Genomic DNA, 14,433 nt, shown 5'->3' with positions numbered 1-14,433 from the left:
CTATAGATATGGAGCAGGCGGGCACACCCGACGAAACGGCGCTGGACGCCGCGCCCTCGACGCCGCGCCCGCCGAGAATGATGGTTGCGCACGCGTTGGCGGCGGGTATCGATTTCGAGCGGTACTTCCGGTGGCGACGCGAACGCGAAGGCGACCCGTTCTACGTGCGGTTTCCTGGTTTCGGCGCGGTGCTGTTCACCGGCACGGCCGACGGTGCCCGTGAACTCTTCCGCGCGCCGACCGAGCTGCTCGAACCGCCGCGACCGAATCCGATCGAACCGCTGGTCGGCTCCGCCTCGCTCATCCTTGCCGCCGGCGAACGCCACCGGCGCGATCGGGCGTTGCTCGCCCCCGCATTTCACGGCGTACGGATCCGCGCCTACGGCGAACTTATCCGCGAGTCCACCATCGCCGAAATGTCCGGCAGCACAGGCGAATCCCGTCCCGCCTGGACACCGGGCACGCGCATCGATGCACGCGCCGCGACCCGGGCGATCACGCTGCGGGTGATTCTGGAGGCGGTATTCGGGGTGGACAGCCACGAGCGCCGCGCCGAATACACCGCCGCGATCGCGGAATTCCTCACCGCCTACTCCGGACCACTGATGCTGGTGCCCGCACTGCGCCACGGGCTGTTCGGTCGGGCGCCATGGGACCGGTTCGTTGCCGCGCGCGAGCGGCTCGACGAACTGATCCTGACCGATATCGCGCGGCGTCGGGCCGTCGGCACGATCGGCGCCGACATTCTCGGTCTACTGCTCGCGACCAGCTATGACGACGGCACCTCGATCACCGATGCCGATCTGTGCGAACAATTGCGCACCCTGCTCGTGGCCGGACACGAGACCACCGCGACCAGTCTGGTGTGGGCGCTGTTCCATCTGCATCGGGAACCCGAGGTGCTGCAGCGCCTGCGCGCCGAACTGCACGCGGCCGGGCCCGAGGCTTCCCCGCTCGAGCTGGCCGGGCTGCCGTTCCTGGACGCGGTCTGCCAGGAGACACTGCGGCTGCATCCCGTGGTGCCGATCGTGCTGCGCAGGCTGACCGCGCCGTTCACGCTGCGTGGGGTCGAGCTCGCGACGGGCGACACTATGGGCATCGTGCTGCCGCTGTTGCATTCCGATCCCGCGGTATGGACCGATCCCGAGCTGTTCGAGCCGCAGCGATTCATCGAGCGCAAGTACCGGCCGTACGAGTTCGCATCCTTCGGCGGCGGACATCGACGGTGCGTCGGAGCGTCGCTTGCCGATTACGAACTGCGGATCGTCCTCGCCACGATCCTCGGTCGACGGCAGCTGCGATTGCCGCCACGTTATGCGCGCGGGCGAGCGCCGCTGTCGGTGCCGCACAACATCGCGACGGGGCCGCATCGGTCGATCCCATTCGATGTCGTTTCGTGATTTATCTCACGAAGGAGTTTGGCCCGTAAGGGGGTCGGCCGGCTTGACGGCCGTCCGGCTCCTTCGAGGGTTACCGAGCTGACCGGCCAATTTCACGAAAGATGATGACCCCCAACGATGTATGTGTTGCTCGCCACATCGTGTGGTCGATACGAATCAATCCGAAACGTCACTGGCTACGGATGGCCCTGGACGGTAGGAAGGACGGCAGGGTCGGGTGCGTCATATACCCGTGGGGTGCTCTGTGTTCCCCGCGCCGTTTTTCCGTGGGCGTTTGCACGGAATCCACGAAGGGTCTTCGTGGAACCGCCCTGCAGCTCCACACCGATGAGAGATCTCGCCGCGCCACCGGCGTAGGTGAGAGATGGATTGGACGAGAAACTTATGCATGCCGCTTTGCACACCGGGACGTCGACTGCTCCTCGTCGGGGAGCGCTAGCCCGCCGACTCCGGCAGGGCATCCTATTGTCGGCGGCGATCGCTGCGGTCGGCTTCACCGCCGTCGCGCCGGCGCAGGCGGATCCGGTACTGCCGGGCACCGGCTCCGCCAACTCGACCGCCACCGATCCGGGTGCAACGGCGAACTTCGCCCCGCCGAGCATCAGCCCCGGTGACGGCGAGACCGTCGGCGTCGCGCAGCCGATCATCATCAACTTCAAGGATCCGGTGACCGACCACGCCACCGCCGAGAAGGCCATCAAGATCACCTCCTCGAATCCGGCGCCGGGTCACTTCTACTGGTTCAGCGACAAGCAGGTGCGCTGGCGGCCGAACGAGTTCTGGCCGGCCAATACCGATGTGACCGTTGAGGCGGGCGGCACCCGCACCGCATACCGGATCGGTGACGCCTTCATCACCACCGCAGACGACGACACCCACACCATCACGATCACTCGCAACGGCGAGGAGATCATGACGATGCCGACCTCGATGGGTAAGACCAAGCACGAGACCCCGAACGGCACCTACTTCGTCGGCGAGCAGCTGCGCAAGATGACCATGGATTCGTCCACCTACGGTGTGCCGACCACCGATCCCGAGGGCTACAAGGTCGAGGTCGAGTACGCCACGCGTATCTCCAACAGCGGCATCTTCGTGCACGCGGCCCCGTGGTCGGTCGCACAGCAAGGTGTCTCGAACGCCAGCCACGGCTGCCTGAACGTCAGCACCGAGAACGCCAAGTGGTTCTTCGAGAACGCCAAGAAGGGTGACCCGGTGATCGTCCAGAACACCAAGGGCGGCACCCTCAACGCCCGCGACGGCTACGGCGACTGGAACGACTAGACATCCGGTCGAAGTCTCCCCGAGCTCAACTCAGCCCAGGCCCGATCAGCCTGGGCTGAGTTCGTTGTTTCACTTCGAGTGTTCCGGATTTTCCGGACGACGGACCAGTTGCCAGCTAACCTCCCGAATAGCGCAACGCAACAGCTGATTTCGGGAGAACATGGGTAACTCGCCGGGCACGCCCAGAATCCACTCACCACGACGACCGGCGGCCCGCGTCGAAACTCCCACGGCACCCGCGACCGGCAAAAGGCTCGGGGAGGCGGACCAGCACATGGGTAACTCGTCCGATACCCCCAGCATCCAACCACCGACACCACCCCCGGCCCGCGACGAAACTCGCACCGCACCCACGACCGGCAAAAGTTCCGGCGAGGCGGACCAGCACATGGGTAACTCGTCGGATACGCCCAGCACCCAGCCGCCGACACCACCCCCGGCCCGCGACGAAACTCGCACCGCAAAGTTCCGGCGGGGCGGACCAGCACATGGGTAACTCGTCGGATACGCCCAGCACCCAGCCGCCCGCGCGACCGCCGGGCCGCGACGAAGATGCCCTCGCTCCCGACGACCTGCAAGAGGTCCGGGGAGGCGGGGGAGCGCGCGACAAGTTCAGCGTTTCGACGGTCGATGTTAACCGATCGTTTGCTGGCCGCCGTAAAGTTTCGGCCGTGCGAACCAGGCCGGAACGAGTGCTGCCCCAGCCGCGCGGGCGCGGCCTGCGCAATCGGCCGTGGCAGGACTATGCGCTATTCCTGGTGTTGCTCGGGCCGAATCTGGTGCTGCTGACGCTGTTCGTCTACCGCCCGCTGGCCGACAATATCCGGCTCTCGTTCACCGACTTCAATATCTCCGACAACTTCGTGACCTACATCGGGTTCGCGAACTACCGCGAGTGGTGGGGCCGCGACGACTCCTGGCAGATCGTCACCAATACGGCGGTTTTCACCGTGGCCGCGGTGGTCGGCAGCATGGTGCTCGGCCTGGGGCTGGCCCTGCTGCTGGACCGTAAGCTGTTCGGCCGCAATCTGGTTCGCTCGGCCATCTTCGCGCCGTTCGTCATCTCCGGCGCGGCCATCGGTGTGGCCTTCCAGTTCATCTTCGATCCCAGCTTCGGGCTGATCCAGGATGTGTTGCACCGCATCGGCGTCGACAAGGTCCCGGACTTCTACCAGGACCCGCACTGGGCGCTGTTCATGGTGACGGTTACCTATATCTGGAAGAACCTCGGCTACACCTTCGTCATCTACCTGGCCGCACTGCAGGGCACCCGCGCCGATCTCATGGAGGCGGCCGAGATGGACGGTGCGAGCCGCTGGACCACGTTCACCAAAGTGCTACTGCCGCAACTGCGCCCGACGACGTTCTTCCTGTCGATCACGGTACTGCTGAACTCGCTGCAGGTCTTCGACATCATCAATGTGATGACCCGCGGCGGGCCGCTGGGCACCGGCACCACGACCATGGTCTACCAGGTCTACCAGGAGTCCTTCCGCAACTTCCGGGCCGGTTACGGCGCGACGGTCGCCACCATCATGTTCCTCGTGCTGCTGGTCGTCACGCTGGTCCAGGTGCGCGTCATGGATCGGGGTGAGCAGTGAAACACACGCGGCCGGAGCGACGGACGCGCAGGAGGCAGCATGCGTGACCACGTAGCGACCCGCGCGAGCCGCCATGGATACAGCGTAGAAACGCTTTCGTATCGCCGCAGGCAGCGCGCGGTGACGGTGCTCGGCTACGGCGCGATGGTGTGCGTGCTGATCATCATCGGAGTTCCGCTGTTCTGGATCTTCATCACATCGTTCAAGGCACGTCCCGATATCTACACCCAGCCCGCGGTGTACTGGCCGCACAGTTGGCATCCGGCGAACTACGAGGACGCCACCACGACGCTGCCGTTCTGGACGTTCCTGCGCAATTCGCTGATCATCACCGGGATCATCGCGCTGGTGAAATTCGTGCTCGGGGTATTCAGCGCCTACGGCCTGGTGTTCCTGCGGTTTCCGGGCAAGTCCCTGGTGTTCCTGGTGATCATCGCGGCGCTGATGGTGCCCAACCAGATCACGGTGATCTCCAATTACGCCCTGATCGCCCAGTTGGGTTGGCGAAATACCTTCCAGGGCATCATCATTCCGCTCTGCGGGGTGGCCTTCGGTACCTTCCTGATGCGCAACCACTTCCTATCCCTGCCCTCGGAGGTGATCGAGGCGGCCCGGATGGACGGCGCCAACTGGTGGCGCCTGCTCACCCGGGTAGTGCTGCCGATGTCCGGACCGACCATGGTGGCCTTCGCGGTGGTCACGCTGGTCAACGAGTGGAACGAATACCTCTGGCCGTTCCTGATGGCCGATGACACCCGGGTCGCCACCCTGCCGGTCGGCCTGACCCTGTTGCAGAACACCGAGAATCCGAGCGTCACCAATTGGGGACCGGTGATGGCGGGGACGCTGCTGACCATGCTGCCGATCCTCATCGTCTTCCTGCTGCTACAGCGCCACATGATCAAGGGCCTCACCTCAGGTGCGGTCAAGGGTTGACCGAACAGGAGAAACCGTGTCCACTTCACAATTCCCGGCACTGTCACGGCGCGGATTCATCGGCCTGGCCGGTGCGCTTGCGTCGGGCACCGCACTGACCGCCTGCGCGGGCAGCGGCGGTGGCGGCAAGCAGTCCGGTGACGCCAACACCATCACCTTCTGGTCGAATCACCCCGGCACCTCGAAGGAACTCGAGGCCGAGCTGATCAACCGGTTCCAGGCGAAGCATCCGGATCTGAAGGTCAATCTCGTCGACGCGGGTAAGAACTACGAGGAAGTGTCGCAGAAATTCAATGCGGCGCTATCCGGCGGCGAGCTGCCCGATGTCGTTGTGCTGTCGGATGTCTGGTGGTTCAACTACGCGCTCAACGGCACCATTGAACCGTTGGACTCGCACTTCGCCGATGCCGGAGTGCAGCTCGACGACTACGTCGATTCGCTGGCCGCCGACTACGTCTTCAACGGTAAGCACTACGCACTGCCGTACGCGCGCTCGACGCCGCTGTTCTACTACAACAAGGACGTGTGGGCGAAGGCCGGTCTGCCCGACCGCGGCCCGCAGAGCTGGCCCGAGTTCGACGATTGGGGTCCGAAGATTCAATCCGTGGTCGGCGACGGCAAGCTCGCGCACGGCTGGGGTGATGCCAAGAACTATCTGGCCTGGACCTTCCAGGGCCCGAACTGGACCTTCGGCGGCGCCTATTCCGATCAGTGGACGCTGAAGTTCACCGACCCCAAAACCATTGCGGCGGGCCAATTCCTGCGGGATATGATCCACAGCAAGAAGTACGCGGGGATCAAACCGCAGATCGCTGTCGACTTCGGCACCGGCGTCATCGCCTCCACCATCGCCTCCACCGGCGATCTGAAGGGCATCCAGAAGAATGCCGAGGGCAAACTGGAATTCGGCACCGCATTCCTACCGCATCCCAACGGTCCCGGCGTCACCACCGGCGGTGCCGGGCTGGCGATCCCGTCGCGGATCTCGGATCAGCGGAAGGTGAACGCGCTGAAGTTCATCGAGTTCATCACCAATGCCACCAATACCGCGTACTTCTCGCAGGGCACCGGGTATATGCCGGTGCGCAAGTCCGCGGTGACCGATCCGAGCGAGGTCGACTTCCTGGCGAAGAATCCGAATTCGAAGGTCGCCATCGAGCAACTCGCGGTGACCAAATCGCAGGATTACGCACGGGTGTTCGTACCCGGCGGTGACCAGATCATCGGCACCGGTCTGGAGCAGATCGGTCTGCAGAATGCCGATCCGGCAACGGCTTTCGCCAATGTCGCCAGTCAGCTGCAGACCATTATCGACCGGCAGATCACGCCGAAGCTGCCCAAATAGTACCGACGAAGAGGGAGATCGACGCCGTGGCAACAGTGCACTTCGACGGGGTGACGCATCTGTATCCCGGTGCGCGGACGCCCGCCGTCGACAACCTGGAACTCGATATCGCCGACGGGGAATTCATCGTCCTCGTCGGCCCATCGGGTTGCGGCAAATCGACCAGTCTGCGGATGCTGGCCGGATTGGAATCCGTTGCGGCGGGGCGCATTCTGATCGGCGGTAAAGACGTCACCGGACTGCCGCCGCGGTCCCGCGATGTGGCGATGGTATTCCAGAGCTACGCGCTCTATCCGAATATGACGGTCGCGCAGAATATGGGTTTCGCACTGCGCAATGCCGGAATGAACAAAACGGACACCGCGGTTCGCGTGCAGGAGGCGGCCAAGATGCTCGAACTCGAACATCTGCTCGACCGCAAACCGGCGAATCTTTCCGGCGGACAACGCCAGCGCGTCGCAATGGGACGCGCCATCGTGCGCCGCCCCCAGGTCTTCTGCATGGACGAACCGCTGTCCAATCTCGATGCGAAACTGCGGGTGAGCACACGCTCGCAAATCGCGGCGCTGCAGAAACGTCTCGGCACTACCACCGTCTATGTCACCCACGACCAGGTCGAGGCCATGACGATGGGCGATCGGGTCGCGGTACTGCGCGAAGGGAAACTCCAGCAGATCGCCAAACCCCGTGAGCTCTACGACGATCCGGTCAATACCTTCGTCGCGGGCTTCATCGGCTCACCCGGTATGAACCTGCTCGACGCACCGGTCCGCGAGGGCGCGGCAGTCCTGGGCGATCTCCGGATCCCCTTGCCCCGCACCGTAACCGGTGAGCGGGTCATTGTAGGCATCCGTCCGGAGTCCTGGGAAACCACCGCCGAAACCGATAACAGCCTCGCCGTGGCCGCCGAACTGCTCGAGGAACTCGGCGCCGAATCCTTCATCTACAGCCACGGCGTCACCGATGAATGGAACAGCCGCTCCGGCAAGGTGGTGGCCCGGGTGGACCGCCGCTTCCAAGTGGCACTGGGCGATCGCCTGCGTCTGCGCCCGAAACTCGACGAGATCTTCTTCTTCGACGGCGAAACCGAGGAACGCCTGCGCTGATGCGCGGTGTCCTCGGTCCGCCGCGTGCTCACCAGATCTTGACGCGCTGCGCGGGTTCCAGATACAGCTCATCACCTGGCTTCACATCGAAGGCCTCGTGGAAGCTGTCGATATTGCGGACCACCGCATTGCAACGGAACTCCGGTGGCGAGTGCGGGTCGGTGGCCAGGCGCCGGATGGCCTCCGCATTGCGGGCCTTGGTCCGCCACACCTGCGCCCAGCCGTAGAAGACGCGCTGCAGACCGGTCAGACCATCGATGACCGGCGGCTGCTCGCCTTCGAGCGAAATACGGTAAGCGGCCAGGGCGATAGACAGCCCGCCGAGGTCGCCGATGTTCTCGCCGATGGTGAATTCGCCGTTGACGGTGTGGTCGTCGGATAGCGCCTTGGGCGAGAGCACGTTGTACTGGTCGATCAAAGCCTTTGTGCGCTTACCGAATTCGGTGCGATCGGCATCGGTCCACCAGTCGACCATATTGCCGTCGCCATCGTATTTGGCACCCTGATCGTCGAAACCGTGGCCGATCTCGTGGCCGATCACCGCGCCGATGCCGCCGTAGTTGGCGGCGTCGTCGGCGTGCATATCGAAGAACGGCGGCTGCAGAATGGCCGCGGGGAACACGATTTCGTTCATGCCCGGGTTGTAGTAGGCATTCACCGTCTGCGGTGTCATGAACCATTCGCCGCGATCGACCGGACCGCCGAGCTTGTTCAGATCCCGATCGTGTTCGGCGGCATAGCCGCGACGGTAGTTGCCGACCAGATCGGACGGGACGATGACGATGGCGGAGTAGTCGCGCCACTTGTCCGGGTAGCCGATCTTGGGGGTGAACTTCTCCAGTTTGGCCAGCGCGGCCGCCCTGGTATCCGGGCCCATCCAGTCCAGGTCGGCGATATTGCGGCGGTAGGCTTCCTGCAGATTGGCGACCAACTCGACCATCCGCGCCTTGGCCTCCGGCGGAAAGTGTTCGGCGACATACAGTTTGCCGACCGCCTCACCGAGCAGATCCTGCACCAGCGAAACACCGCGCTTCCAGCGCTCCCGATTCTCCTGCGCGCCGGTGAGGGTGCGGCCGTAGAAGTCGAAATTCTCCTCGACGATCGGATCGGTGAGATAGGCCGCCCGCGACCGCAACAGCCGCCAGATCGCCCACGCCTGCCAGTCGGCGAGCGGTTCGGACGCCCAGGTCTGGGCGAAGGCTCGCACGTAATCCGGCTGGCGCACAACAACTTCGGCGAACAGGTCGGGACCCGACTTCGAGATACCCTCGGCGAGCGCGGAAGTCCAAGCGTGCCAATCGAATTCCGGATGTTCGGCGACCAGCGCGTCGTAGGTGGTGAGGTTGTAGCTCAACTCGGCATCGCGGCGGCGCACCACATCCCAGTGCCCGGCCGCGAGCTTGCGCTCCAATTCGAAGATCCGCTGTCCGACCATCGCCAGGTCGGCGGGTAGCAGTGCGGCGATCTGCGGTTCGGCGGCGGCGAGCGCGAACATCCGGCCGATGTGCTCGACATACTGGGCCCGGATCTCGGCGAATTCGTCCTGCCGGTAGTAGGACTCGTCGGGCAGTCCGATCCCGGACTGGGTGGCATGCACCAGATACCGGTTGGAGTCCTTGTCGTCGGTGTCGACGTAGAAGCCGAGCGCGCCGCCGACACCGGTGCGCTGCAGGCGACCCAGTAGCGCGGCGAAGGCACCGCGGTCGGCGACCTCGTGAATCTCGGTGAGTTCCCCCGCGATGGGCGCGAGCCCAAGCGAGGCCACCGTATCGGTGTCCATGAAGCTCGAGTACAGATCGCCGATCTTGCGCGCGTCGCTGCCGTGCTCGGCCGCCGAGTCCGCGGCCCGCTGGATGATCGTCTGCACATCCAGCTCCGCCTGGTCGTACAGCGCCCGGAAGGCGCCGTCGACCGCACGATCCGCCGGTATCTCATAGGCATCCAGCCACCCACCGTTGACATGGGCGAACAGGTCGTCCTGCACGCGCACGGCGTGGTCGAGGTGTGAGAGATCGATACCGGAGGGACTGCTCAGATCGGAAGTCACGATGTCCAGTATGCAGAGATGGGGCGAAGGTTGCCGTCGCCGAGGTTGGCCCCGGCCGCGTCGGCTGGTCGTTTCGAGCGACCTGCAAAAGTCGCTACGGCCGGGGGCAAGCGGTCAGGCGGGCAGGATGATGCGATCGAATTCGCCGGCGCGCACGCCGGCAATGAAGGCATCCCACTCTTCGGGGGTGTAGGAGAGGGTGATATCGCCGTGACGCAGGGTAGCGCTGCCATCGGCGCAAGTTTGTACGATCAGCTCGTTATGCGATCGGCCGCTGTTGAGAAGGTTGATGAACGAGGTCCAAAGGCTCGCGGTGACGGTGATGATGGGCTCTTCAGCGGTGCGGTTGGCCGGGTTGCGGCGGTATTTGCTGTCACGGATGAGCACCGCGTCACCATCGAACCGAACCTCGACGCATTGATTGCCGTTGTTCGATCGACTCGACGTGAACCAGTCAGTGAAAACCGACCGGAAGGTAGCGGTGGAGGCCATGAGCAGGATTTTACACTCGCGCATACCTGCTGATCAGGGCCAATGATGCTGCACGATTCAACGACTGTTCCAGTGCGCGTACGTAAGCGAAGCTCAAATCGCGCACCTGTTCCGGATCGTCGACCGCGCCGCCGAAGACCGCGCTCTCGGCCCACGCGAAGGTCGGCAGCTGTTCACCGGCGAAGTCGATCAGGTGGAAACTGGACCCGCCGAGCACCGCGCCCGCCCGCGCCGCGAACGGGATGACCCGCACCTCGATGTTGTCGAGCTGCTCGATCGTCTTCGCCAAATACTCCAACTGTCCGCGCAGCACCTCCGGCCCACCGGTCTGCTGCAGCAGCGTGCCCTCGCTGATGACCGCGGTCAGCTCGACCGGCCGCTTGCCGCGCAACCGCTCCTGGCGCCGCATCCGGATGGCTACCAGTTGCTCGACCTGAACCGGCCGGATCATCACATCGGCACTGATGAGCGCCCGCGCGTAATCCTCGGACTGCAGCAGCCCCGGAAAGACTAAACTGTCATAGCTGCGAATGCTCTGCGCGCCGTACTCCATGCCGTACAGCCGCTGCAGTTCCGGACCGATCAGGGCCGACGATTTGGCCCACCAGCCGCGCTGCTTACTCGCCTCGAGTAGCGTCAGCAACTCCGCGCGTTCCTCGGCATCCACCTCTAGCAGTTCGAGCACCGGGCCGATGGTGTTCGTGGTGAGCACCCGACGACCCTTCTCGACGTGCGACCAGTTGGCGGGGGTGAAACCGACCCGCTTGGCGAAGGTGGCCGAATCGAAGCCGCGCTGTTCGCGCAATTCGCGCAGGCGCAGCACCAGCTCCCAGCGAGCAACTGTTGGGGAAACGGGCACCATGGCCGGAGATGGTACGCCGGAAATTTACTGGGCGTGTGACTATTGTCAAGGAACTTGTGCGGGTCTAGTGTCGATTTCACCGGCAACTTTGGTTTTTACGTCGATCCACTCAGAGTCGAGGCGAGGTTCCTCATGAGTACGTCGCGAATGGAATCGGGTAGCTACCTGGCAGCCCAGGATTTCGCGGCGGCCCAGGACGCTTTGGCGCGATGTCGCCGCTATCGCAAGGACAACGGTCTCTACGGGGTCGTCGATCCGGCACTCGGGCGAATTCTGTTGGAAGTAGGCGCGGTCGGCGCGGTCGTCATGCCCGCCGAACTCGGCAAGCGGGTGCGCGCCCACCTGCTGGCCACCTACGGACGGACCGGACCGATCATCGCGCATCCGCGCTCCAGCCGATGGTCCTTCCTGACCGGTCCGACCGATAACTCGTACCTGGATATGACACTGTTCCCGGAGTTGTTCCGGGTATGCGCCTCGGTCGCGCTACCCGGCACCCGGATCGTGCTGCCATCACCGACCGATGAGCTCAGCGGCTACCGGATCTGGATAGCACCGCCGGAGGGCGACTACCGCCCTGAGCTCGGCGATGTCATCGCCGCCACCCGAACCTGCGCGAATAGCGGCGGTCGGTCGGTGGTCAAGGGCATCAAGGGTGTTGTCAAGGGGTCGGGCGTGGAGTGAGCGTCACGCTGAAGCTCTGCTCGATACTGTGCTCCCACTTGTCCCGGCACTCGTTTTGTTTGGTCTGATCGTCGCCCGCCTTCTGCAGACAGTCCAGATAGTCCTTGCCGCCGGAGTCGACGAAGAAACTCCAGCCGACGATGCTGAGCACGACCGCGGCGACCAGCGCGAGCACACCAAGGATCAATCCGGTGATCGCCATGCCGGAGCCGCCCGCGCTACCGGAACGAATCTTGACCAGCGCGATGATGCCGAAGATCAGCGCGAAAAAACCGAACAAATAGCCGCCGATCAGCGTCCAGCAGCTCAGGAGCCCCAGGATGCCGAGCACCAGTGCGGTGATCGCCAGGCCCTTGCGCTTCGGGGATTCCTGCCAATAGTTCGGCTGCCCCTGACCCGGTGGCGGCGGGTACTGACCCGGTGGTGGATATTGACCGGGCGGCGGATATTGCGCCATGGGACTTCCTCTCAGCCGATGCGCCTGCGTTTGCGCTCGCCTTCTGATCGCACTCCCGCAGCGGGGACGTTAATCGCCGAGCGCGTTAGTTCGAGCCGAGCCGCGCGTGCATCTCCCAGACCAGGATCTCCGCGGGCTGGCGGGCGGTCACCCGCTGGCCGCCCGACCTGGTCATGCGCACGGCGTCACCCGAGTACAGCGGGCCGACGCCCTCCATCTCCACCTCGCCCCTGGCGACGAAAAGATGCAGATACGGCGCGTCGGGTAGATCGATCGCCTGCTCGGTTTCCCCGCTACCCACCAGCCGTGCCACATGCATCGCCGAATGACTGCTGCCGATGGCGATCGCGGTCCGATCGCGATAGCGCGGCAGGCCGGAGGCCACGGTCACCAGGCCGCCGCGCGCCAATTCGTCGTCGATCTCCAACTGCTGGTACCCCGGCTCCAGGCCCGGCTCGTCGGGCACCACCCACATCTGCACGAAATGGACCGGCTGGTCGTGTTCGGTGCCGTGGTCCAGGCGCCAGGAGTCGTTCTTCTCCGAATGCAGGATTCCGGTGCCCGCACTCATCCGCTGTGCCAGACCGGGATAGATGACGCCGGTGTGCCCGAGCGAATCCTGGTGCACCAGCGAGCCGCCCAGTACCCAGGTCACGATCTCCATATCCCGGTGCGGATGGGTTTCGAAGCCCTGACCAGGGGAAACAATATCCTCGTTATTGACGAGCAGCAGCCCGTGATGGGTGTTGTCGGGATCGTAGTGCTCCCCGAAGGAGAACGAGTGCTTCGAATCCAGCCAGGACACGCGCGTTTTCATGCGATCGCCGCCGCGATGGATATCGATGTGTGGTGTCGTGAGTGTGGACATCATGGTCCTCCTCTCGGGACCGTGCACCGATCGCCTTTCAGGGTAGGAGCACTTACGACGTTGGTGCTCCGAATTCCTAGTAAATTGTCCTGCACTCGGCATTTTACGCGAGCTGATCTTCGCGAGTGACGTGCGAGGGAGTCACTCGCGGCTGCGGGTGAACGACAGGCGAGCAGTACCGACCGGTTAGTCGAGTCGGCGGCCGGCACGGCCCGCCACCGCACGTCGGGGGTCTATACGCGCACACGGCGGATTCGTAACATCATGTGCCACAAAGGAATCGGAGGTGACGAACGGATGCGAACCGAGGTGCTCGCGCGCATCGAACAGCAACTCCGCGATGCGGCGCAGCGCGACGGGATCACCGATTTCGTGGTCGGTGTCGCGGTATTCCGCGATCGCAAACTCCTCGTGGTGCGTCGCGTCCCGGACGACTACCACGGCGGCAAGTACGAACTGCCCGGTGGCGGAGTCGAATCCGGGGAAACCCTGGCCGAATGCGTGGTGCGCGAACTCTTCGAGGAGACCGGGCTGCGGGTGCGCGCAATCACCGAGTTCCTGGGTGATTTCGACTACGCCACCAGGACCAAGCCCCGAGTGCGCAAGTACAGCTTCATCGTCGAGGTGGAACCGGGCGAGGTCGCACTGGCCCCCGGCGAACACGACGCCTTCGCCTGGATCGACGCCGCCACGCTCGCCGATCTACCGATGGCGCCGGATATGCGAGAAACGATCTCCACCCTGGTCAACTGTGTTTGATCCGGGACACACCCACATTGCCCACCACGACGGAGCGAGTCTTACGAGCGACCCGTTCGCGGCCCGTCTCGCGTCCGAGCCGTCGAAGCGCATGCGCCGCAGACGCGAGCTCCCGTCACTGACGCAACCGCGACGGAGCGAGTCTTACGAGCGACCCGTTCGCGGCCCGTCTCGCGTCCGAGCCGTCGAAGCGCATGCGCCGCAGACGCGAGCTCCCCTCGCCGACGCAACCACGACGGAGCGAGTCTTACGAGCGACCCGTTCGCGACCCGTCTCGCGTCCGAACCGTCAAAGCGCATGCGCCGCAGACGCGAGCTCCCCTCGCCGACGCAACCACGACGAAGCGAGTCTTACGAGCGACCCGTTCGCGGCCCGTCTCGCGTCCGAACCGTCGAAGCGCATGCGACGCAGACGCGAGCTCCCGTCACTGACGCAACCACGACGAAGCGAGTCTTACGAGCGACCCGTTCGCGGCCCGTCTCGCGTCCGAACCGTCAAAGCGCATGCGACGCAGACGCGAGCTCCCGTCACTGACGCAACCACGACGAAGCGAGTCTTACGAGCGACCCGTTCGCGGCCCGTCTCGCGTCCG

At 64.4% G+C, this 14,433-nt stretch carries 13 protein-coding genes; 8 read left to right on the top strand and 5 right to left on the bottom strand.

All coding sequences use genetic code 11. From position 1 onward, the window contains the following. The first annotated feature begins 8 nt into the window (after positions 1 to 8). From ACIBJI_RS29400 to ACIBJI_RS29375, 6 genes are all read left to right on the top strand, one after another. A complete protein-coding gene (locus ACIBJI_RS29400; RefSeq protein WP_396958763.1) occupies positions 9 to 1,400 on the top strand; it encodes a cytochrome P450 in 1,392 nt (463 codons plus the stop codon). A gap of 384 nt (positions 1,401 to 1,784) precedes the next feature. Continuing rightward, positions 1,785 to 2,684, top strand: coding sequence for a L,D-transpeptidase (locus ACIBJI_RS29395; protein ID WP_364349031.1), 900 nt, complete (start codon positions 1,785 to 1,787; stop codon positions 2,682 to 2,684). A gap of 671 nt (positions 2,685 to 3,355) precedes the next feature. Then, a complete protein-coding gene (locus tag ACIBJI_RS29390; RefSeq protein ID WP_364349034.1) occupies positions 3,356 to 4,285 on the top strand; it encodes a sugar ABC transporter permease in 930 nt (309 codons plus the stop codon). 39 nt (positions 4,286 to 4,324) lie between these two features. Next, positions 4,325 to 5,221: a carbohydrate ABC transporter permease gene (locus ACIBJI_RS29385; protein ID WP_364349037.1), complete on the top strand. Its 897-nt coding sequence runs from the start codon at positions 4,325 to 4,327 to the stop codon at positions 5,219 to 5,221. Positions 5,222 to 5,237: 16 nt separating this feature from the next. Beyond that, positions 5,238 to 6,566 (top strand): ABC transporter substrate-binding protein, encoded by a 1,329-nt coding sequence (locus tag ACIBJI_RS29380; RefSeq protein WP_397086766.1) that lies wholly within the window; start codon positions 5,238 to 5,240, stop codon positions 6,564 to 6,566. A 26-nt stretch (positions 6,567 to 6,592) separates the two neighbouring features. Beyond that, positions 6,593 to 7,672, top strand: a complete 1,080-nt coding sequence (locus ACIBJI_RS29375; protein ID WP_397086764.1) for an ABC transporter ATP-binding protein — start codon at positions 6,593 to 6,595, stop codon at positions 7,670 to 7,672. 28 nt (positions 7,673 to 7,700) lie between these two features. Here the strand turns inward: ACIBJI_RS29375 and ACIBJI_RS29370 are convergent, their stop codons facing one another. The 3 genes from ACIBJI_RS29370 to ACIBJI_RS29360 all read right to left on the bottom strand — a co-directional run bounded on the left by ACIBJI_RS29370 (position 7,701) and on the right by ACIBJI_RS29360 (position 11,073). After that, positions 7,701 to 9,728 (bottom strand): M13 family metallopeptidase, encoded by a 2,028-nt coding sequence (locus ACIBJI_RS29370; RefSeq protein ID WP_396958819.1) that lies wholly within the window; start codon positions 9,726 to 9,728, stop codon positions 7,701 to 7,703. A gap of 105 nt (positions 9,729 to 9,833) precedes the next feature. Beyond that, positions 9,834 to 10,211, bottom strand: coding sequence for a DUF397 domain-containing protein (locus ACIBJI_RS29365; RefSeq protein ID WP_364349049.1), 378 nt, complete (start codon positions 10,209 to 10,211; stop codon positions 9,834 to 9,836). Positions 10,212 to 10,221: 10 nt separating this feature from the next. Then, on the bottom strand, positions 10,222 to 11,073 hold the full coding sequence (locus ACIBJI_RS29360) for a Scr1 family TA system antitoxin-like transcriptional regulator (protein WP_364349052.1): 852 nt from the start codon (positions 11,071 to 11,073) through the stop codon (positions 10,222 to 10,224). Positions 11,074 to 11,205: 132 nt separating this feature from the next. Here ACIBJI_RS29360 and ACIBJI_RS29355 point away from each other — a divergent pair, with 132 nt between their 5' ends. Continuing rightward, complete coding sequence (locus ACIBJI_RS29355) at positions 11,206 to 11,757, top strand: hypothetical protein (RefSeq protein WP_396958757.1); 552 nt, start codon at positions 11,206 to 11,208, stop codon at positions 11,755 to 11,757. Here ACIBJI_RS29355 and ACIBJI_RS29350 read toward each other — a convergent pair. Beyond that, positions 11,735 to 12,214, bottom strand: coding sequence for a DUF4190 domain-containing protein (locus ACIBJI_RS29350; RefSeq protein WP_396958756.1), 480 nt, complete (start codon positions 12,212 to 12,214; stop codon positions 11,735 to 11,737). The two genes, ACIBJI_RS29355 and ACIBJI_RS29350, sit on opposite strands and share 23 nt — an antisense overlap. 85 nt (positions 12,215 to 12,299) lie before the next feature. Next, positions 12,300 to 13,082, bottom strand: a complete 783-nt coding sequence (locus ACIBJI_RS29345; RefSeq protein ID WP_397086763.1) for a pirin family protein — start codon at positions 13,080 to 13,082, stop codon at positions 12,300 to 12,302. Positions 13,083 to 13,379: 297 nt separating this feature from the next. On the opposite strand from ACIBJI_RS29345, the gene ACIBJI_RS29340 reads away from it, so the two are divergent. Beyond that, entirely contained in the window at positions 13,380 to 13,841 is a 462-nt protein-coding gene (locus ACIBJI_RS29340) for an NUDIX domain-containing protein (RefSeq protein ID WP_364349064.1), read from the top strand. Positions 13,842 to 14,433 lie beyond the last annotated feature (592 nt).

The organism is Nocardia sp. NPDC050408, assembly GCF_044458905.1.
Classification (GTDB): Bacteria; Actinomycetota; Actinomycetes; order Mycobacteriales; family Mycobacteriaceae; genus Nocardia.
The sequence above is the reverse complement of the archived record's forward strand: the minus strand, read 5'-3'. Positions and strand labels throughout refer to the sequence as shown.